Origin of the sequence: Halomonas eurihalina (assembly GCF_008274785.1) — a bacterium.
GTDB lineage: Bacteria > Pseudomonadota > Gammaproteobacteria > Pseudomonadales > Halomonadaceae > Halomonas > Halomonas eurihalina.
The window spans coordinates 183579-202122 of the sequence record NZ_VTPU01000003.1; the positions used below are offsets into that span (position 1 = coordinate 183579).

General features: G+C 62.7%; 21 protein-coding genes. 17 read left to right on the forward strand and 4 right to left on the reverse strand.

Features of this window, described 5'->3' with window-relative positions; all coding sequences use genetic code 11:
* The first annotated feature begins 2 nt into the window (after window positions 1-2).
* On the forward strand, window positions 3-590 hold the full coding sequence (locus FZZ93_RS04835; protein WP_149321195.1) for a cytochrome c oxidase assembly protein: 588 nt from the start codon (window positions 3-5) through the stop codon (window positions 588-590).
* Window positions 587-1450, forward strand: a complete 864-nt coding sequence (locus FZZ93_RS04840; RefSeq protein ID WP_149321196.1) for a cytochrome c oxidase subunit 3 — start codon at window positions 587-589, stop codon at window positions 1448-1450. Before FZZ93_RS04835 ends, FZZ93_RS04840 begins: the two co-directional genes overlap by 4 nt.
* Before the next feature lie 18 nt (window positions 1451-1468).
* Here the strand turns inward: FZZ93_RS04840 and FZZ93_RS04845 are convergent, their stop codons facing one another.
* The gene (locus FZZ93_RS04845; protein WP_149321197.1) at window positions 1469-1663 is read right to left on the reverse strand and encodes a DUF2909 domain-containing protein; all 195 of its coding nucleotides are present in this window, start codon (window positions 1661-1663) and stop codon (window positions 1469-1471) included.
* On the opposite strand from FZZ93_RS04845, the gene FZZ93_RS04850 reads away from it, so the two are divergent.
* Genes FZZ93_RS04850 through cyoE form a run of 4 tightly spaced genes read left to right on the forward strand, consistent with a single transcriptional unit; the run spans window position 1662 to window position 4907 of the window.
* A complete protein-coding gene (locus tag FZZ93_RS04850) occupies window positions 1662-2399 on the forward strand; it encodes an SURF1 family protein (protein WP_149321198.1) in 738 nt (245 codons plus the stop codon). The genes FZZ93_RS04845 and FZZ93_RS04850 overlap by 2 nt on opposite strands.
* The gene (locus FZZ93_RS04855) at window positions 2396-2932 is read left to right on the forward strand and encodes a glycoside hydrolase family 3 protein (protein ID WP_149321199.1); all 537 of its coding nucleotides are present in this window, start codon (window positions 2396-2398) and stop codon (window positions 2930-2932) included. The genes FZZ93_RS04850 and FZZ93_RS04855 overlap by 4 nt, the downstream gene beginning before the upstream one ends.
* 15 nt (window positions 2933-2947) lie before the next feature.
* Complete coding sequence (locus FZZ93_RS04860) at window positions 2948-4009, forward strand: COX15/CtaA family protein (RefSeq protein ID WP_149321200.1); 1062 nt, start codon at window positions 2948-2950, stop codon at window positions 4007-4009.
* Window positions 4002-4907 (forward strand): heme o synthase, encoded by a 906-nt coding sequence (gene cyoE / locus FZZ93_RS04865; protein WP_149321201.1) that lies wholly within the window; start codon window positions 4002-4004, stop codon window positions 4905-4907. The genes FZZ93_RS04860 and cyoE overlap by 8 nt, the downstream gene beginning before the upstream one ends.
* Window positions 4908-4942: 35 nt before the next feature.
* Here cyoE and FZZ93_RS04870 read toward each other — a convergent pair whose 3' ends face one another.
* Window positions 4943-6388: an SLC13 family permease gene (locus FZZ93_RS04870; protein ID WP_149321202.1), complete on the reverse strand. Its 1446-nt coding sequence runs from the start codon at window positions 6386-6388 to the stop codon at window positions 4943-4945.
* Window positions 6389-6588: 200 nt separating this feature from the next.
* Between FZZ93_RS04870 and FZZ93_RS04875 the strand changes: the two genes are divergently transcribed.
* The 9 genes from FZZ93_RS04875 (at window position 6589) to ihfA (ending at window position 15652) form a co-directional block, all read left to right on the forward strand.
* Window positions 6589-7056 carry a DUF2489 domain-containing protein gene (locus tag FZZ93_RS04875; protein WP_149321203.1) on the forward strand — a complete coding sequence of 156 codons (468 nt, stop codon included), beginning with the start codon at window positions 6589-6591 and terminating at the stop codon, window positions 7054-7056.
* Window positions 7057-7337: 281 nt separating this feature from the next.
* Window positions 7338-8150, forward strand: a complete 813-nt coding sequence (locus FZZ93_RS04880) for an OmpA family protein (protein WP_149321204.1) — start codon at window positions 7338-7340, stop codon at window positions 8148-8150.
* A 221-nt stretch (window positions 8151-8371) separates the two neighbouring features.
* Window positions 8372-10270, forward strand: coding sequence for a threonine--tRNA ligase (gene thrS / locus FZZ93_RS04885; protein WP_149321205.1), 1899 nt, complete (start codon window positions 8372-8374; stop codon window positions 10268-10270).
* Between the two features lie 34 nt (window positions 10271-10304).
* Entirely contained in the window at window positions 10305-10844 is a 540-nt protein-coding gene (gene infC, locus FZZ93_RS04890; RefSeq protein ID WP_281290362.1) for a translation initiation factor IF-3, read from the forward strand.
* A gap of 85 nt (window positions 10845-10929) precedes the next feature.
* On the forward strand, window positions 10930-11124 hold the full coding sequence (gene rpmI, locus FZZ93_RS04895; RefSeq protein WP_016854829.1) for a 50S ribosomal protein L35: 195 nt from the start codon (window positions 10930-10932) through the stop codon (window positions 11122-11124).
* A gap of 35 nt (window positions 11125-11159) precedes the next feature.
* Entirely contained in the window at window positions 11160-11513 is a 354-nt protein-coding gene (gene rplT / locus FZZ93_RS04900; RefSeq protein ID WP_013332273.1) for a 50S ribosomal protein L20, read from the forward strand.
* Window positions 11514-11693: 180 nt separating this feature from the next.
* The gene (pheS, locus tag FZZ93_RS04905; protein WP_149321207.1) at window positions 11694-12713 is read left to right on the forward strand and encodes a phenylalanine--tRNA ligase subunit alpha; all 1020 of its coding nucleotides are present in this window, start codon (window positions 11694-11696) and stop codon (window positions 12711-12713) included.
* Between the two features lie 195 nt (window positions 12714-12908).
* A complete protein-coding gene (pheT, locus tag FZZ93_RS04910; protein WP_149321208.1) occupies window positions 12909-15287 on the forward strand; it encodes a phenylalanine--tRNA ligase subunit beta in 2379 nt (792 codons plus the stop codon).
* Between the two features lie 62 nt (window positions 15288-15349).
* A complete protein-coding gene (gene ihfA, locus FZZ93_RS04915; protein ID WP_149321265.1) occupies window positions 15350-15652 on the forward strand; it encodes an integration host factor subunit alpha in 303 nt (100 codons plus the stop codon).
* A gap of 77 nt (window positions 15653-15729) precedes the next feature.
* Here the strand turns inward: ihfA and FZZ93_RS04920 are convergent, their stop codons facing one another.
* Window positions 15730-15936: a DUF2788 domain-containing protein gene (locus tag FZZ93_RS04920; protein WP_149321209.1), complete on the reverse strand. Its 207-nt coding sequence runs from the start codon at window positions 15934-15936 to the stop codon at window positions 15730-15732.
* A 130-nt stretch (window positions 15937-16066) separates the two neighbouring features.
* Between FZZ93_RS04920 and FZZ93_RS04925 the strand changes: the two genes are divergently transcribed.
* Together FZZ93_RS04925 and FZZ93_RS04930 are read left to right on the forward strand one after the other, a co-directional pair.
* Window positions 16067-16531: a flavodoxin domain-containing protein gene (locus FZZ93_RS04925; RefSeq protein WP_041602016.1), complete on the forward strand. Its 465-nt coding sequence runs from the start codon at window positions 16067-16069 to the stop codon at window positions 16529-16531.
* A 2-nt stretch (window positions 16532-16533) separates the two neighbouring features.
* On the forward strand, window positions 16534-16908 hold the full coding sequence (locus FZZ93_RS04930; protein WP_149321210.1) for a hypothetical protein: 375 nt from the start codon (window positions 16534-16536) through the stop codon (window positions 16906-16908).
* 122 nt (window positions 16909-17030) lie between these two features.
* On the opposite strand, the gene ppnN is transcribed toward FZZ93_RS04930, so the two are convergent.
* Complete coding sequence (gene ppnN / locus FZZ93_RS04935) at window positions 17031-18392, reverse strand: nucleotide 5'-monophosphate nucleosidase PpnN (RefSeq protein WP_149321211.1); 1362 nt, start codon at window positions 18390-18392, stop codon at window positions 17031-17033.
* Window positions 18393-18544 lie beyond the last annotated feature (152 nt).

Below are 18544 nucleotides of genomic sequence, written 5' to 3' on the forward strand. Positions count from 1 at the left end.
GCATGACAGAGCAGCGTACCGACGACACACGCAAGGGCGTCAGACGTACTGTGGCCAGGACCCTGGTAGCGCTGGCCGGGATGTTCGTCTTTGCGTTCGCCCTGGTGCCGCTGTACGACGTGTTTTGTCAGGTCACCGGGCTCAACGGCAAGACCTCGAACCAGGCCGAGGCACTGGTTCATGAGGACGCCGACGAAGGCCGGATGGTGACCATGCAGTTCATCACCCGAGGCAGCCCCGGCTTGCCATGGGCGCTGGAAGCGCATACCCGACAGGTTCGCGTGCATCCGGGGCAGAGCTCCGAAGTCGAGTTCACGTTCGAGAACTTGGGCGATGAGATCAGCGTGGCCCGGGCGGTGCCCAGCGTGACGCCCTCCGAAGCATCGCTGCATCTTCGCAAGCTGGCGTGTTTCTGCTTCCAGAATCAACGCCTGGCACCGGGCGAGCGTTTCGAAGCGCCCCTGGTTTTCCAGTTGACGCGCGACCTGCCGGACGACATCCAGACGGTCACGCTGGTCTATACCTTGTATCGGCAGGACGCGGCACCGTCCCCGGGGAGCGGGAAACAGGTGCAGGGAGGTGACGCATGAGTGGTGGCAGCTATTACGTACCCGCATCGAGCAAGTGGCCGGCGCTTGGTTCCCTGGCGCTGGGGGTCATGATGGTCGGCACCGGCATGGTGCTGGTGCATGGCAATTCGGGGATGCCGGTCATGGTGATAGGCCTGATCGGGATACTGGCAGTGATGGCGCTGTGGTTCCGAGATGTCATCCACGAATCCCGCAAAGGGCTCTACGATGCCCAGATGGACCGTTCCTTCCGCTGGGGGATGGGCTGGTTCATCTTCTCAGAGGTCATGTTCTTCGCCGCTTTCTTCGGCGCGCTGTTCTATATCCGCACCTTTGCGTTGCCGTGGCTGGATGGCGAAGGGGCCAAGGGAGTCGCCGCGTTGCTGTGGCCTGACTTCACGGCCTCCTGGCCGTTGCTCGAGCCACCGGATGCGGCCATTCAGGGGCCGCACCAGACTTTCAGCCCCTGGCACTTGCCGCTGGTCAACACCCTGATCCTGGTGGGTTCTAGCATCACCTTGACGGTGGCGCACGAGGGCCTGAAGGAAGGACGGCGCACTACGGCGCGCCACTGGTTGACGCTGACCGTGCTGCTGGGGCTGTGCTTCATCGCGATTCAGGGCATCGAGTATCGGGAGGCCTATGTCCATTACGGCATCACCCTGCAGGCGGGCATCTACGGCGCGACCTTCTTCCTGCTGACGGGCTTTCATGGCGCCCATGTGATTGTTGGCACCCTGATTCTGATCGCCATTCTGGTACGGGTCTGGAAAGGGCATTTCTCCGAGGACGATCATTTCGGCTTCGAGGCGGCGGCCTGGTACTGGCACTTCGTCGACGTGGTGTGGATTGGGCTTTTCACCTTCGTCTATGTCTTCTGAGTCCGGGGGCTATTGGCCTCAGCCACCGAGGCCACCGGCATAAAAGCCGTACAGAAGCAGGACCAGCAGCAGAGCGGCCAGACCGACACGCAGCTTGAGGGAAATGAGCACGCGCCGCGAACGGCCACCATCCTTGAGCAAGAAGCCGGCACCAGCGGCGAGGCTCGCGACCATGGCAACGAATACGAGGGCAATCAGGACCTTGAGAAGCATGTCGGACTCCATGACGAGGGTCTCCACTGGGAGGCGCTCCAGCCGTCGCCTGGTGCTGTGGTTCGGATTCTGGGCCTGCCTGGTGGTTCTCGGGCTCGGACTCGGACTATGGCAGTGGGAGCGTGCCGCCGACAAGCGCGAGTTGTTGGCGCGTTACGATGCAGCACCACAGTTGGTGGCTCCCGAGTCCACTCCGCCCAATGGTGCACGGATCAGCGTGTTGGGAGAGTACCTGGTGGAGGAAACCCTGTTTCTCGACAACCGTATTCATGCCGACCGACTCGGCGTGGCAGCCTTGACCCCGCTGCGTGGCGAGGACGGCCGCCTGTGGCTGGTGGAGCGGGGATTCCTGCCCACCGGGCCGAGTCGCGACACGCCACGGGTGTCGACGCCGGAGGGGCGAGTCACGGTGGGGGGGCGCTGGCAGGTAGCCGGGGATTCGGCACCGCTCTTCGGGCCTAATCGTGAAGGCAAGCGTCTGCAGCGCATCGCGCTCGACGCTTGGGAGGGCCTGGATGGTTTTGCCCATGACGGTTGGCTGCATCAGGAGAAAGGTGGGGGCCACTTGACCTCCTGGTGGCAGCCCAATGTGTTGCCGCCGTCGCGCCATCTTGGTTATGCCGCTCAATGGTGGGGGCTGGCGCTGACGGCACTGATAGTGATGGTTGTCGGTGCCCGTCGGCTGAACCGCGATCGACGTCGAGACACGCCCGATGACAAGGAGACTCGCTCATGACCGAAGCCCGTATCGCCCACTCCCGGCTCAAACTGCTGGCGTTGTTCGCCGTGTTCGGTCTGCCCATGGCGATGGCCTGGGGCATGGTCGAGTGGCGATTGGGTATACCCGACGAACGTACCGCCCATGGCTCTTTGCATCCCGACCTGCCCCAGTTGGCCGACTGGCCGCTGGGCCAGGTGGCAAAGGAGGGCGCCGACGATTGGTTGATGGCCTTCGACTGTGCGAGCGATTGCTCCGCATCGGCAGACCGCTGGTGGCGGGTGCATCGTGCCCTGGGGCGTGATGCCCACCGGGTCAGTCGGCTGCGTATCGGCGGGACGGAGAGCAAGGCTCTGCCCGGGGAATCGGTCGTGACATGGCAAGCTGCGCCGGACTGGCGGGAACCCGGCGCTCTCTGGATTATCGACCCCGAAGGGCGGGCGGTGCTGAGCTACGGCGAGGGTGTCGAGGCGTCGAATGTATTGGAGGACATCGAACGCTTGCTGAAGCTGAATCCCGAGCCACCTCTGGCGCGCCTGCACGACGAGTGATGGGAGGGCTGGCGGATGCATATGCGAGATCGGCAATACCGGGCCAGGTTGAACGGGCTACGTTGGCTGAGCCTGCTGGGAGTGCTGCTTGCTGCCTTGGTGGTGCTGGCTGGCGCCTGGACCCGGTTGGTGGACGCTGGCCTGGGGTGCCCGGACTGGCCCGGCTGCTATGGGCAATGGGTCGTGCCGGACCAGGGGCGCGCGCTGGCGCATTCCCCCGATGTTCCGCTTGATGTGTCCAAGGCGTGGATGGAAATGATGCATCGCTACCTGGCTTCGTCGCTGGGATTGCTGGCCATCGCCGTGGTGATGCTGGGCCGACGCTTGAGGCATCATGAAGGGTATCCATGGCGACTCTCGCTGGGGCTGCTGATGTTGATCCTCGTCCAGGGTGCCTTCGGAGCGTTCACCGTGACGCTGCGCTTGTGGCCCCAGGTGGTGACCCTGCACCTGCTGGGCGGCATGGCGGTGATGGGAAGCTTCCTGTGGCTGTATCTGCGCTGTCGACGCCTGGCGATGCCAGGAATGCCGCGACAGCGGCCGCGCCGTTTGACCCCGTTATGGGGGCTGGCGCTGGGCCTGTTGGTGCTGCAATTGGGGCTGGGTGGCTGGACCTCGAGCAATTATGCTGGCCTCGCCTGCCAAGGCTTTCCCACCTGCAATGCCCAGTGGTGGCCGAGCATGGATTGGGGGGAAGGCTTCCACCTGACCCAGACGGTGGGGCCCAACTACCTGCATGGACAACTGCATGGCGAGGCGCGCAGCGCGATCCAGGTCGGACATCGCTTGGGTGGGGTGGCGCTGTTCCTGTGCCTGCTGGGGCTCGGCCTGCGTCACCGTCGTGATCGTGGAATGTCGGTCTGGCTCGGGGCGATGGGCGGTGCTTGTCTGCTGCAGGCGGCCCTGGGCGCCGCCAATGTTCTGTTCTGGTTGCCGCTCTGGCTGGCCTTGTTGCATACGGCGGGTGCGGCCGTGCTGGTGGTAGCGACGCTACTGGCGGTCTGGCACTGGCGATGGGGGCAGGCCGTGCCTCGTTCATCGCCATCGGTGATGGCAAGGGAGCTGATGCATGCATGACGCCCGGTCGATGCCCCAGGAAGCGCCCATGCCGCTATGGCGCGATCTCGCGACCCTCGGCAAGCCGCGTGTGGTGTTGGTGATGCTGGTCTGCAGCCTGGTGGGCATGCTGCTGGCCCGACCGGTGCCACCGCTGGACAAGATGGTGCTGGGGTTGGTGGGTATCGGACTCGCCGCCAGCGGTGCAGCGGCGTTCAATCATGTCGTGGACCGTCGCCTGGATGCGATGATGCTGCGCACGGCGTCTCGCCCCTTGGCGACGAGGCGGTTGTCGATACCGCTGGCCCTGGGCTGGGCAAGCCTGTTGTCGGTGGTGGGGATCGGGGTGTTGTACAGTGGCGTAAACGCCTTGACGGCCTGGCTCACCTTCGGCTCATTGATCGGCTATGCCCTGATCTATACCGCCTTTCTCAAGCGCGCCACGCCTCAGAACATCGTGATTGGTGGCGTGGCCGGCGCCGCTCCGCCACTGCTGGGCTGGACGTCGGTGAGTGACCAGCTCGGGCCCGAGCCGCTGCTGCTGGTGTTGATCGTCTTCGCCTGGACGCCGCCGCATTTCTGGGCCCTGGCCATCCACAAGCGCGAGGAATACGAGCGGGCCGGGGTCCCGATGCTGCCGGTGACCCACGGCGAGGCCTTCACGCGGCTGCAGGTATGGCTCTATGGCTGGTTGACGGTCGCGGTGACGCTATTGCCCTTTGTCATCGGCATGAGCGGCTGGCTTTACCTGGCGGGCGTGACGGCGCTGAACGTGCGCTTCATGTGGTGGAACGGGAAGGTCTGGCGGGGGCGGGATCCGAAGGCGCCGCTCGCGGCCTTCTGGTTTTCCATTCGCTATATTCTTGGTGTTTTCGTCGTTTTGCTGGTGGACAGCTACGCCACGCTTTGGTGGCTATGAAAGGCGGCGGTGGAGGGCATCCACCGCCGCCGGGATCACCAGAACAGCTTCAGCAGCGGATAGGCCAGCAGGGTGACCAGCACCGTGCCGGCCAGGTTGAGAACGAAGCCAGCGCGAATCATCGACTGGATCTTCATGTGCCCGGTAGCAAACACGATGGCATTGGGAGGTGTGGCGACCGGCATCATGAAGGCGCAGCTCGCGGCGATGGCGGCCGGCACGGTGATCAGCAATGGCGAGATATCCAGCGACAGCGCCAGGGCGCCGAGCAGTGGCAGGAAGGCGGCGGCGGTGGCGGTGTTGGAAGTCACCTCAGTAAGAAAAATGATCACCAGAACCACGACGCCGATAAGTGCCAGTATCGGGAAAACGCCAAAGACACCGAGGCGCTCGGCGATCCATTCGGCGAGCCCCGAGCGGCTGATGGCGCCGGCCAGCGCCAGACCGCCACCGAACAGCAGCAGAATGCCCCATGGCAGGCCCTGGGCATCTTCCCAGTGCATCAGGCGGCGGCCTTGTTCATTGCCGGAAGGGAGCAGGAACAAAAGGATGCCGGCAGCGATGGCGATGCCGGTATCCGATAGCCAGTCGAGCCCATGCTGATTGAGCAGCGGACGGACGATCCAGGCCAGGGCGGCCAACAGGAAAATCAAGCCAACCCGGCGCTCGGCAGATGACATGGCGCCGAGCTTCGCCAGTTCGCGATCGACCATGGCGGCGCCATCCTGACTGGTCTCGAGGGCGAAGCCGCGGCGCGTCAGCCACCACCATGCGCAGACCATCATGGCGAGACTGATCGGCAATCCCACCAGCATCCATTGCGCGAAGCCCAGATCGATGCCGCGACTGTCGGCCAGGTAACCGGCCAGCAAGGCATTGGGAGGCGTGCCGATCAAGGTGGCAACGCCGCCGATGCTAGCGGAGTAGGCGATGGCCAGCAGCAGAGCGGTTGCATAGCGACGCAATTCCTCGGGATCGCTGTCGTCGAGCAGGCTGACCACCGACATGCCGATGGGGAGCATCATGATGGCGGTGGCGGTATTCGACACCCACATGCTGAGAAAGCCGGTGGCGATCATGAAACCGCCGATCTGTCGCCGCGGACGCTGTCCCACGACCTTCAGAACATGCAGGGCGATGCGCCGGTGCAGGTCCCAGCGCTGCATGGCGATGCCCAGCAGAAAGCCCCCCAGGAAGAGATAGATGATGGGGTTGGCGTAGCTCACCGCCGTGTCGCTCATGCCTTCGATGCCGAGTGCCGGCACCAGCACTAGCGGTAACAGGGAGGTGGCAGGAATGGGAATGGCTTCGGTCGACCACCAAGTGGCCATCAGCAGCGCCAGTCCGACACAGGCCCAGGCGGGGTCCGTCATGCCGGCCGGGGCGGGTAACAGCCACGTCAAGATCAGCCAGAGTGGGCCGAGCCACAGGCCGATACGTGAAGCGAGGGAAGGAGGCGCAGAAGCGGAGCTCGAGGACATGATCTCTCCTTGGTCATCGTGACAGACGTCTGATGATGCGACGTTCGGAAGGGGATTCTAGCCGAGCGCTCGCCGCTGTGCAGCGAATGCGAAGACTTGTCTCGCGTCTCGATAGGAGAGCTCGATGACTTGGGCCGACTACCCCGGCCGGTATAGAATACCGCCCGCCCCAAGTTATACGCCGACAGGAAACGAGATTAATGTCCACCACTACCGCCTTGATCCTGATGGGCCTTGGCCTGGCCATCGTGGCAGCCCTTGGCGCTTACGCCTATGTTCTATGGCGGGAAGTCCGTCGTCGGCAAGCATTTCGCGAGGAAGAATTACGTCGGGCACACGACAACTGCCTGGAGAATCTCGAGCTGGTGGCCAATGCCTTGCAGCAGGGGCAGGTCGATATTACCGAAGGCGCCTGGCGCTGCAGAGCGTTGCTGGACATCCTCGATCCAACACTGGTTTCGCGGCCGGAATTCCGCGCATTTGCCGAGGTTCATGAGCGTACTCGCCATTTGCACACGCATTCGGCGCGGCAGGCTCTGACCCCCAAGGCGCGGTTTCAGGAAGATCGCGAACGCATTAACGTGGAGGACGAGTGGCGTGATGAGGTCATTAAAGCAGCCTCGTCCGCCCTGGTGTTTCGACGCGGCTGGCCGGATTCTTTGCATTGATTTGAATGACCTAAACAAAACAATGTATTACACTTTCCCATGCGTTTTTCGATTGAAAGGTGACTCAGTCTCCGGCAAGCTGCTAATCGCGACGTAGATGACTGATAAGTGGATGGAGTCCCGGTCATCACGCGCCGTTGATTGGCCGAGATCGCGATTTCGTGCTTTCTTGGTCGGTGTGGGCGGACAAGATCCGTCTCCGGTTGGCCATACCATCGGACTCGCTGGATGGCTAAGCCCTATGCTGGCCCCGCTAGATTTGTGTCAAGAAGGAGTCTTACATGAAAAAATCAACGACTGGCTTGTTGCTCGGTTCCGCGCTGGTGGTCGGTCTTTCCGGCTGCGCCAGTTCGGCGTCTCAATCCTCCGGCATGGGCGACAGCTCTGCGTCCGATCGTGCCTGGTACAAGCATCCCGCAGTGTGCAGCGTCGCGGGTGGCCTGATCGGTGCCGGTATCGGCTATGGCGCTACCGATAGCGACGACGAGGATACCGGTGCTTATGTCGGCGGTACCATCGGTGCCGCAACGGCTGCGCTGCTGTGCGCCGAGCCGAACAAGGGCCCGGCCCCTGTCGGTGACAGCGATGGCGATGGCGTGCCGGACGACAAGGACCAGTGCCCGGGTACCCCGGCCGGTGTCGCCGTTGACGCCGTCGGCTGCCCGCTGGATTCCGATGGTGACGGCGTGCCGGACTACCAGGACCAGTGCCCGGGTACCCCGGCTGGTGCCGAAGTCAATGCTCTGGGCTGCGTCGAGGACCTGGTGCTGCAGGACGTCAACTTCGAGTTCGACTCTGCCAAGCTGACCATGGGCGCCGAGTCCGTGCTGACTGACGTGGCTTCCAAGCTGCGCGCCAACGAGAATGTCCGTGTGCGTATCGAAGGCCACACCGACTCCGTCGGTGCTGCCCAGTACAACAAGGACCTGTCTCAGCGTCGTGCCGATTCCGTGGCAAGCTTCCTGGCTGGCCAGGGCATCGCCGCCAATCGCATGACTACCATCGGTTATGGTGAAGAGCAGCCGGTGGCCAGCAACGACACCAAGGCGGGTCGTGCCGAGAACCGTCGTGTCGAGCTTGGCGAGTGGGAGTGATCCTCTCCTGAGTAGTCGACCCTGCGCGCCCCGGCTTTGAGTCGGGGCGCCGCATAGAGTCGGAAAGGCGCCTTAGGGCGCCTTTTTCTTTGGTGGTTCGGCCTGCCCATGGCGCTGTCGGTAGGGCGTCTGGTAGGCTAATGTCGCTCAAGGCAACCCATCTTCTCGCGACATGTGATCCTTGGTATGGATCACCACTGTGCACAAGGAATCGCTTCATCATGCCCATCGTGACCCTGCCGGACGGCAGTCAGAGATCCTTCGACGAACCCCTTTCCATCATGCAACTGGCCGAGAGCATTGGTGCCGGGCTGGCCAAGGCCTGTGTGGCCGGCCGCATCGATGGCGAGCTGGTGGACGCAGCGGATATCATCGACCATGACGCCAAGGTGGCGATCATCACCGCTCGTGACCCCGAGGGGCTGGATATCATTCGTCACTCCTGTGCCCACCTGATTGGCCATGCGGTCAAGCAATTGTATCCGGATGCCAAGATGGCCATTGGCCCGGTGATCGAGGACGGGTTCTATTACGATATCGACTTTGGCCGTTCGATCACGCCTGAGGATCTCGAGGCCATCGAGGCGCGAATGAAGGCGCTGATCGAGACCGATTACGATGTCGTGCGCGAATATGTCGACCGCGACCGTGCCATGTTGACCTTCCTGCATCGCGACGAGCCCTACAAGCAGGAGATCGTGCGCGAGATTCCGGAAGGGGAGACGATTCGTCTCTATCACCACCAGGAATACACCGATATGTGTCGGGGGCCTCACGTCCCCAATACCCGCCACCTCAAGGCCTTCAAGTTGACCAAGCTGGCCGGCGCCTACTGGCGTGGTGACGCTGAGCGTCCCATGCTGACGCGCATCTACGGCACGGCCTGGGGTGACAAGAAACAGCTCAAGGCCTATATCAAGCGTCTCGAGGAGGCCGAGAAACGAGACCATCGCAAGTTGGCGCGCAAGCTCGACTTCTTCCACATGCAGGAAGAAGCGCCGGGCATGGTGTTCTGGCACCCGCGTGGCTGGACGCTGTGGCAGGTGGTCGAGCAGTACATGCGCCAGGTGTACAAGGACGGTGGCTATCAGGAGATTCGTTGCCCGCAGGTGATGGATGTGTCGCTGTGGAAGAAATCCGGCCACTGGGACAACTATGCCGATGGCATGTTCTTTACCGAGTCGGAGAAGCGTGAATATGCGCTCAAGCCGATGAATTGTCCGGGGCACGTGCAGGTCTTCAACTCCGGCCTGCGCAGCTACCGTGAATTGCCGGTTCGTTATGGCGAGTTTGGCGGCTGCCATCGCAACGAGCCTTCCGGCGCTCTGCATGGCATCATGCGGGTGCGGGCCTTCACCCAGGACGATGGCCATGTCTTCTGTACCGAAGAGCAGGTCGAGCCCGAAGTCACCAGTTTTCATCGCCAGGCCTTGCAGGTCTACCGTGACTTTGGCTTCGAGGACATCGCCGTGAAGATCGCCCTGCGCCCTGAAAAGCGTCTTGGCGATGACGCGGTCTGGGACCGTGCCGAAGAAGCGCTGCGCGGCGCTCTCCGGGCGTGTGACGTCGACTGGCAAGAGCTGCCGGGTGAGGGCGCCTTCTATGGCCCCAAGATCGAATACCACATGAAAGACTGCCTGGGGCGCGAGTGGCAGGTAGGCACCATGCAGGTCGATTTCATGATGCCGGAGCGTCTCGGTGCCCAATACGTGGCCGAGGATGGGGAGCGACGCTCGCCGGTGATGCTGCACCGAGCCATCGTAGGCTCGATGGAGCGCTTTATCGGCATCCTTATTGAGCACTATGCTGGAGCGATGCCACTGTGGCTGGCGCCGCAACAGGTTGTGGTGTTGACGATCACCGATGCGCAGCGCGATTATGCCATTTCCCTCGAACAGCACTTGCAGAAAAAAGGCTTGCGAGTCAAGGCGGACTTGAGGAATGAGAAGATCGGCTTTAAAATCCGCGAGCATACGTTGCAGAAGGTCCCCTATCTCCTGGTGGTGGGAGATAAGGAAGTCGAAGCCGACTCGGTGGCCGTGCGCTCGCGCAGTGGCGAGGATCTCGGCACCATGACGGTGGATGCCTTCATCGACCGGATACAGGGCGAGCGGCGCTAGCGACATCTTCCAAGACTAAAGTGGAGACGGAACCATCAAGAGAAGCAACCCAAGAGGACGCCCGCAGGAAAAGCGTCCCCCGATGAACGAGAAAATTACCGACGAACAGGTGCGCCTGATTGATAGCGATGGCGAGCAGTTGGGGGTTGTCCCCACTCGCGAAGCGCTGGAACGTGCCGAAACGTCGGGTATGGATCTCGTGCAGATTTCCAATGCCGATCCGATCGTCTGCAAGATCATGGACTACGGCAAGTTCGTCTTCGAGCAGAAGAAGCAGAAGGCGGCTCAAAAGAAGAAGCAGAAGCAGATCCAGGTCAAGGAAGTCAAGTTCCGGCCTGGCACCGACGAGGGCGACTATCAGGTCAAGATGAAAAACCTGACGCGTTTCCTCGAAGGTGGCGACAAGGGCAAGGTCACGTTGCGTTTCCGCGGTCGCGAGATGGCCCACCAGGACATCGGTCGCAAGCTGATGGAGCGCATCGCCGCCGATCTCGAAGAGATCGGTACTGTCGAGTCCTTCCCCAAGATGGAAGGCCGTCAGATGATCATGATCATTGCCCCCAAGAAGAAGTGATCCGGCGGCCAGTCAAACGGGTGGCGGGTGTCATGCCCGCCATCGGCCCCGGGTTTTCTCAAAAACCTCGAGCGGAGTTCAACTCATGCCGAAAATCAAGAGCAACAGCGGCGCTGCCAAGCGCTTCAAGAAGACGGCCAACGGCTTCAAGCACAAGCAGTCGTTCCGTAGCCACATCCTGACCAAGAAGTCCACCAAGCGTAAGCGTCAGCTGCGTGGTATGAAGCAGATCCACGACGCCGACAAGCAGCTCGTGCAGCGTATGCTGCCGAACCTGTAACCCTTGGTTGTCATTTTTAACGTCAGGAGTAAGCCATGACTCGTGTCAAGCGTGGTGTCGTCGCTCGTCGTCGTCACAAGAAGATTCTCAAGCAGGCCAAGGGTTACTACGGTGCCCGTTCACGCGTCTTTCGCGTAGCCAAGCAGGCCGTCATCAAGGCCGGTCAGTACGCCTATCGTGACCGTCGCCAGCGTAAGCGCCAGTTCCGTGCCCTGTGGATCCAGCGCATCAACGCCGGTGCTCGTCAGCACGGCCTGTCCTACAGCCGCTTCGTCGGTGGTCTGAAGAAGGCCGGGATCGAGATCGACCGCAAGGTGCTGGCCGACCTGGCCGTCAACGAGAAGGCAGCATTTGCCGCTATCGTCGAGAAGGCCAAGGCTGCCCAGTAACGGGGGTCGAGAGGGTGCGGTGCCAGCAGAGCGCGAAGCGCCGCCCCGATGATCGTCACAGGGGAAGAGCGGCCGCTCTTCCCCTGTTTTTTTGCATGCGACACCCGATCGCGTCGACGAAGTCCGCCTGGCGGAGTATCGGTCGGCGATGACCGGACCAAGAATTCGGAGCATCAACGGATGGACCACCTTCCCACTCTGGTCGCCGAGGCCCGCGATGCCATCCAGGCCGCCGAAAGCATGGCCGTACTGGATGAGCTGCGCGTGCGCTACCTCGGCAAGAAGGGCGAGATCACCGCGCTGCTCAAGGGGCTGGGCCAGCTACCGGCGGAAGAGCGCCCGGCCGCAGGGGAGCGTATCAACCAGGCCAAGCAGGCGTTATCCGCCGAGCTCGACGAGCGCAAGCAGACACTCGAGAAAGCCGCCCTCGAAGCGCGACTGGCCGCCGAAACGCTAGATGTGACACTGCCGGGGCGTGGCCAGCCCAGTGGCGGTCTGCATCCGGTGACCCGGACCCTGGAACGTATCGAGGGGTTGTTCACCCATGTCGGTTTCGACGTGGCGGTCGGACCCGAGATCGAAGACGACTACCATAACTTCGAGGCCCTCAATATTCCCGCTCATCATCCGGCGCGGGGCATGGCCGATACCTTTTACTTTGATGCCACCCGACTGCTGCGTACTCACACCTCGCCGGTCCAGGTGCGCACCATGAAGAGCACCGAGCCGCCGATCCGCATCGTCTGCCCGGGGCGTGTCTACCGCAGCGATTCCGACCTGACGCATACGCCGATGTTTCATCAGGTGGAAGGTCTGCTGGTCGACGAGGACGTGCGATTCTCCGACCTGAAGGGCACCATTCAGGACTTCCTGCATGCCTTCTTCGAACGGGACGATCTGGCTGTGCGCTTTCGTCCCTCCTATTTCCCCTTCACCGAGCCTTCGGCTGAGGTCGATATCCAGTGCGTGATGTGTGACGGGGCAGGGTGCCGGGTTTGCTCTCACAGCGGCTGGCTGGAAGTCATGGGCTGCGGCATGGTGCATCCGGAAGTGTTCCGCCACTCCGGTATCGATAGCGAGCGCTATACCGGCTTTGCCTTCGGCATGGGAGCCGAGCGGCTGGCCATGCTGCGTTATGGCGTCAACGATCTGCGGTTGTTCTTCGACAATGATCTGCGCTTCCTGCAGCAGTTTGCCTGATTGATCACCGAATAAGCATTCCTTTCCCCATGATTCGGCGAGGATGGGCGTCGGGGACAAGGCGAAGCGAGGGTCTTTTGCCATGAATGGCAAAAGTAGCGCCCAAGGACGGGTTTACAGCGCCCTCGCGCAGGCTTGGCGCCGACGCAACCAGCTCGGTCGTGGAAAGGGGTCTCAGCGGAAACAGGATCTGACATGAAATTTTCCGAACAGTGGCTGCGTGAATGGGTCTCTCCGGCGTTGGCGACTCAGGCGCTGGCCGATCAGATCACCATGGCCGGCCTCGAGGTGGATGGCATCGAGCCCGTGGCGGCAGCCTTCGATGGCGTGGTAGTGGCCGAGGTGGTCGAGCGGGCGCCGCATCCCGACGCCGACAAGCTCAACGTCTGTCAGGTCGACGACGGTGTCGAGCGGCTGCAGGTCGTCTGCGGTGCGCCTAATGTCGCCGAGGGCCAGAAAGTGGCCTTCGCCCGGGTCGGCGCCGTGCTGCCCGGTGACTTCAAGATCAAGAAGGCCAAGCTGCGTGGCGTCGAGTCCCGCGGCATGATCTGCTCCGCCTCCGAGTTGGGGCTGGAAGAGGAAACCTCCGCCGGTATTCTTGAGCTGCCGTCAGCGGCTCCGGTCGGCGAGGACTTCCGTACTTACATGACCCTCGACGACAGCACCATCGAGGTGGACCTGACGCCCAATCGGGGCGACTGCCTGAGCGTCAAGGGCATGGCACGCGAGGTCGGCGTGCTCAATCGCCTGCCCGTCGAGGGGCCGAATGTTGCCCCGGTGGCATCCGTGCACGAGGAAACCTTCCCGGTGCGGGTCGAGGACACCGAAGGCTGTCCGCGCTACCTGGGGCGGGTGATCAAGGGCGTCGACGTGACGGCCGAGACGCCGCTGTGGATGGTCGAACGCCTGCGCCGCAGTGGCATCCGCTCCATCGATCCGGTGGTCGATATCACCAACTACGTGATGCTCGAGCTCGGCCAACCCCTGCACGCCTTCGATCGGGCCAACCTCGACGGTGCCGTGGTGGTGCGTCGGGCCCGCCAGGGCGAACAGCTGGTACTGCTCGATGGCCAGACCATCACGCTGAACGACGACACCCTGATCATCGCCGACGAGCGCGGCCCCTTGGCCATCGGCGGTGTCATGGGGGGAGAGCACTCGGGGGTGAGCGTCGACACCCGGGATATCTTCCTCGAAGCAGCGCACTTCTCGCCGCTGGCAGTGGCCGGCCAGGCTCGCGCCTACGGCCTGCACACCGATGCGTCGCACCGCTTCGAGCGTGGCGTCGACCCTCGGCTCGCCCGGGAGGCCGCCGAGCGTGCCACCACCTTGTTGCTGGAGATCACCGGCGGCGAAGCCGGTCCGCTGATCGAAGCGGCCGACGAATCGCAGTTGCCCGACGACCGTGAGGTGGTGCTGCGGCGCGCGCGGCTCGATCAGGCCCTGGACAAGGTGCTGCCTGACGACGAGGTTGGCGAGATTCTCGAGCGCCTGGGCATGAGCGTCGAGCGCGTCGATGAGGGCTGGCGGGCCAAGGTGCCGAGCTGGCGGTTCGATATCGCCATCGAGGAAGACCTGATTGAGGAAGTGGCGCGCATCCATGGCTACAACCAACTGCCGGCGCGTCATCCTCGGGCTCTCCTCGGGCCGCGTCCGGATAACGAAGCGCGTACGCCACTTGCCTCTCTGCGGCATCGGATGGTCTCGCGGGGCTACTTCGAGGCGGTAACCTACAGCTTCGTGGCACCCGACCTGCAGGAGACGCTGTTGCCCGAAGCTGTGTCGCCGGTGCTGGCCAATCCCATTTCCAGCGATCTGTCGGTGATGCGTGCCAGCCTCTTTCCCGGCTTGGTGCGGGCGCTCGAGCACAACCTCAATCGTCAGCAGAATCGCGTTCGGCTATTCGAGACGGGATTGGTGTTCCGCGGCGAACTCGACGATCTCGACCAGGTGCCGATGCTCGGCGCACTGGTTTGTGGCAGTCGCGAGCCTGAGGGCTGGAGCGGCGGCAAGGAAAAGGTCGACTTCTTCGATCTCAAGGGCGATCTCGAGAGCCTGATCGAGATGGGCGGCGAGGGCGAGGCCTGGCGCTTTGAGCCCGGTGTACACCCTGCCTTGCATCCCGGACAGTGCGCGCGAGTGATGTATCGTGGTCAGGAAGCCGGCTGGATCGGCACCCTGCATCCGGCGGTACGTGCCCAGCTCGGTCTCAAGACCGATGCCGTGCTCTTCGAGGTTCGCCTGGATGCCTTGACTCATGGCCGCGTACCGGCGTTTCAGCCGTTGTCCCGCTATCCTGAGGTGCGGCGTGACCTGGCCTTTTTGGTCGACGCGGAACAACCGGTGCAGGCCCTGCTGGATACTCTGCGAGCCCAGGCCGGTGAATGGCTGGTCGAGGCGCACCTGTTTGATGTCTATCAGGGCAAGGGCGTGCCGGAAGGGCGGAAGAGCGTGGCATTGGGCTTGACCTGGCAGCATCCTTCGCGCACGCTAAATGACGATGAAATCAATCAGTTGGTCGATGCCATCGTCGAGGAATCGCGTCTGCACCTGGGGGCCGAGTTACGCGCATGAAGGCCTCGGAGCGACACCTGGAGCAAGGGCTGGCTCGACCACCACAGCGTGAGGAAAGCGACATGGGGGCGTTGACCAAGGCCGAACTGGCCGAACACCTGCACGCCGAGCTTGGCCTCTCCAAGCGCGAGGCCAAGTCCATGGTGGAGTCCTTCTTCGAGGAGATACGAGGCTGCCTGCGCGAGAACGAGCAGGTCAAGCTGTCTGGATTCGGCAATTTCGATCTCCGTGACAAGCGCGAGCGACCGGGACGCAACCCCAAGACCGGGGAGGAAATTCCAATTTCCGCTCGTCGGGTCGTGACCTTCCGCCCTGGCCAGAAGCTCAAGTCGCAGGTCGAGGCGTATACCGGCGACGAGAACTAATCACCGCTACGCCGCATCGAGCCAAGAGATGATGCCGCCATTTCCCCGGGAAGTGGCGGCGTCATTGCATTGAAGCATCACAGTACGCCGTGCTCCAGTGACCAGCCGACCACGACCTTGATCAGGTAAGCCAGCATGCCGGCGCCAAGCACTACGAATAGCATGATGGTGCCGAAGCGTCCCGCCCCGGACTTGCGGGCCAAGTCCCAGATGATAAAGCCCATGAACAGCATCAAACCGCCGATCATGACGGGGGTGATCCAGGTATCGATGGCGTCTTGCATGTCTCCTCCGCTGAGTCAGTAGTCCTTGCGAGTTTAGGCGATTCCCAGTCGCTCAGGGCTACCCGGCAGTGTGCGGCATCCGGGCGGCCATGTTAGTATCCGGCTGAATTTTTCAGGCAATATCCTCGACATGCCCATGCTCAAGATCTTTGTTGGAACCGTATATGGCGGTGCCCTTGATGTGGCCGAACAGGTTGCACCACTTTTCGAACAGGCCGGCTACGAGGTGTCGATCTTCGACCAACCGACGCTGGATGACCTGATCGGCTCGCCGACCGATCTGGCACTTTTCTGCACCTCGACCACAGGCAGTGGCGACTACCCAGGCAATCTCGTTGCCTTCGTGCGCGAGCTGGAGGCGAAAAGCCCAGGCCTTGTCGGCCTGAAGTACGGTCTGATCGCCATGGGCGACAGCTCTTACGTGGACTCCTTCTGTGGCGCCGGTCGCAGCCTCGACGAGGTACTGCAGGGGCAGGGGGCCGAGCGCCTTGGCGAGCGTCTCGAAGTGGACGCCATGGAAACCTTCATGGCCGATGACGCGGCCTTGCCCTGGGTCGACGACTGGATCGAATCCCAGCAGCTCAAGGTGGCCTGAGCGTGTCCGCCTCGCCGGAGCGTTGCAGCCTGCTGCTCGGGCTATTGATCCTGATGGTGGCCAGCGTGCCACGCTACCTGGTCGGTGGCCATGATACCCATCTGGCCCTGCTGGCGATCGGTGGCGTGGCCGTGGCATCGCTCACCGTTTTCCAGTGGTGGTTGTTACCCGCTGAGTTGCGTGCCGTGCTGCCGACCTTGATGCGGCGTCTCATCGCCTGCATGGCGATCGGGCTGCTGGCCATGGGGATCTGGCATGCACTGTTCGGTGCCTGGAGTGGCTGGCCGCTGCTAGTGTCGCATGGCGCGACCCTGGGGCTGCTGTTGCACGCTTTGGGGGTGTGGTGGAAGCCTCTCGACAACGAGAACCGCGACTGACGCCGCAAGACAAGAAGAGTGAAGAGCGGCGCTACGCGCCTGAAGAGGGAAGAAAGCCCTTGACGCCCCAGACCCTGGAGCCAGCTTGTCTTTCTTCCCTCTTCCCTCTTCCCTCTTCCCTCTTAATTCAACGTATAGCACGGCTCGTATTCGCCGGTGAGCTTCATGCGGCCCTGGGCGACGAAGGATGTCAGCAAATCGTCCAGGCGGGCCATCAACTCGGGTTCCGCATTGAGCCGGAAGGGACCGTTGGCCTCGATGAGACGGATGCCTCGCTCCTTGACGTTGCCGGCGACGATGCCGGAAAAGGCCCGCCGCAGATTGGCCGCCAGTTCATGCACCGGCTGGTGTCGGTGCAGGGCCAGAGACGCCATGGTTTCGTGAGTCGGGTCGAAGGGCTCCTGAAAATCCCGGGCCACGGTGAGTCGCCAGTTGAAATAGAAGGCGTCCTGCCGCGCCCGCCGGTATTCGCTGACATTGTCGATACCCTTGCGCATGACTCGGGCGACTTCGACCGGATCGTCGATGATGATGCGGTAGAGCTGCCGTACCGACTCGCCGAGGGTATAGACCAGGAATTCGTCGATGCGCTTGAAGTAATCGGCGGAGTCGGCGGGACCGGTGAGGATGACCGGCAGCTCCATGTCGTCATTGTCCGGGTGCAGCAGGATGCCGAGCAGATAGAGGATCTCCTCGGCGGTGCCGACCCCGCCAGGGAAGACGATGATGCCGTGACCAAGGCGGACGAAGGCCTCCAGGCGCTTCTCGATGTCGGGCATCACCACTAGTTCGTTGACGATGGGATTGGGGGCTTCGGCAGCGATGATGCCGGGCTCGGAAACGCCGAGATAGCGGCCCTCGCGGTAACGCTGCTTGGCGTGGGCGACGTTGGCTCCCTTCATCGGCCCCTTCATGGCACCCGGGCCGCAGCCGGTACAGATGTCGAGTTCACGCAGCCCCAGGTGGTAGCCCACGTGCTTGGTGTAGTCGTACTCTTCACGCGAGATCGAGTGGCCGCCCCAGCACACCACGATGCTCGGATCGTGGCTGGGCTTGAGCGTGCCGGCCTTGCGCAGAATGTGGAAGACGGCGTTGGTGGTGCCGTCGGCGCTGTCCAGGTCGAAGCGCCGGCGTGTCTGGATCTCGTTGTAGACATAGACGATATCGCGCAACACCGAAGAAAGGTGCTCGCGAATGCCGCGAATCATGCGGCCATCGACGAAGGCCTCGGCGGGGGCATTGGTCAGTTTCAGGCGTACGCCGCGGTCCTGCTGGATGACTTCAATGTCGAAATCCGGATAGGTTTCCATCAATGCCAGGCCGTCGTCGGTGGGATTCCCCGAGTTGAGGACGGCCAGCGCGCAACTGCGCAACAGTTCATGAAGGCCGGTGCGCGAGGTGTCGTGCAGGCGATTGACTTCCTGCTGGGAGAGAATTTCCAGGCTGCCTTCCGGCGAGATGGTGCTGGAGATGGTATCGGCCATTCGGAGCGTCCGTGTCGCGGAGATGGGAACGGGAGTCTGCCGGGGCATCTCCCTGGCCCCGCCGGTCGTGGCGAAGCCAAATTGCATGTCATTGATGCTACCACGGCCGCAGGGGACGCGCAGCGCTGCGGTTGTGTCCGCCAACTGATAGA

Coding starts and splice junctions, on each gene's coding strand:
- FZZ93_RS04835 (WP_149321195.1), top strand. CDS start 3: ATGACAGAGCAGCGTACCGACGACACACGCAAGGGCGTCAGACGTACT.
- FZZ93_RS04840 (WP_149321196.1), top strand. CDS start 587: ATGAGTGGTGGCAGCTATTACGTACCCGCATCGAGCAAGTGGCCGGCG.
- FZZ93_RS04850 (WP_149321198.1), top strand. CDS start 1,662: ATGTCGGACTCCATGACGAGGGTCTCCACTGGGAGGCGCTCCAGCCGT.
- FZZ93_RS04845 (WP_149321197.1), bottom strand. CDS start 1,663: ATGCTTCTCAAGGTCCTGATTGCCCTCGTATTCGTTGCCATGGTCGCG.
- FZZ93_RS04855 (WP_149321199.1), top strand. CDS start 2,396: ATGACCGAAGCCCGTATCGCCCACTCCCGGCTCAAACTGCTGGCGTTG.
- FZZ93_RS04860 (WP_149321200.1), top strand. CDS start 2,948: ATGCATATGCGAGATCGGCAATACCGGGCCAGGTTGAACGGGCTACGT.
- cyoE (WP_149321201.1), top strand. CDS start 4,002: ATGCATGACGCCCGGTCGATGCCCCAGGAAGCGCCCATGCCGCTATGG.
- FZZ93_RS04870 (WP_149321202.1), bottom strand. CDS start 6,388: ATGTCCTCGAGCTCCGCTTCTGCGCCTCCTTCCCTCGCTTCACGTATC.
- FZZ93_RS04875 (WP_149321203.1), top strand. CDS start 6,589: ATGTCCACCACTACCGCCTTGATCCTGATGGGCCTTGGCCTGGCCATC.
- FZZ93_RS04880 (WP_149321204.1), top strand. CDS start 7,338: ATGAAAAAATCAACGACTGGCTTGTTGCTCGGTTCCGCGCTGGTGGTC.
- thrS (WP_149321205.1), top strand. CDS start 8,372: ATGCCCATCGTGACCCTGCCGGACGGCAGTCAGAGATCCTTCGACGAA.
- rpmI (WP_016854829.1), top strand. CDS start 10,930: ATGCCGAAAATCAAGAGCAACAGCGGCGCTGCCAAGCGCTTCAAGAAG.
- rplT (WP_013332273.1), top strand. CDS start 11,160: ATGACTCGTGTCAAGCGTGGTGTCGTCGCTCGTCGTCGTCACAAGAAG.
- pheS (WP_149321207.1), top strand. CDS start 11,694: ATGGACCACCTTCCCACTCTGGTCGCCGAGGCCCGCGATGCCATCCAG.
- pheT (WP_149321208.1), top strand. CDS start 12,909: ATGAAATTTTCCGAACAGTGGCTGCGTGAATGGGTCTCTCCGGCGTTG.
- ihfA (WP_149321265.1), top strand. CDS start 15,350: ATGGGGGCGTTGACCAAGGCCGAACTGGCCGAACACCTGCACGCCGAG.
- FZZ93_RS04920 (WP_149321209.1), bottom strand. CDS start 15,936: ATGCAAGACGCCATCGATACCTGGATCACCCCCGTCATGATCGGCGGT.
- FZZ93_RS04925 (WP_041602016.1), top strand. CDS start 16,067: ATGCCCATGCTCAAGATCTTTGTTGGAACCGTATATGGCGGTGCCCTT.
- ppnN (WP_149321211.1), bottom strand. CDS start 18,392: ATGGCCGATACCATCTCCAGCACCATCTCGCCGGAAGGCAGCCTGGAA.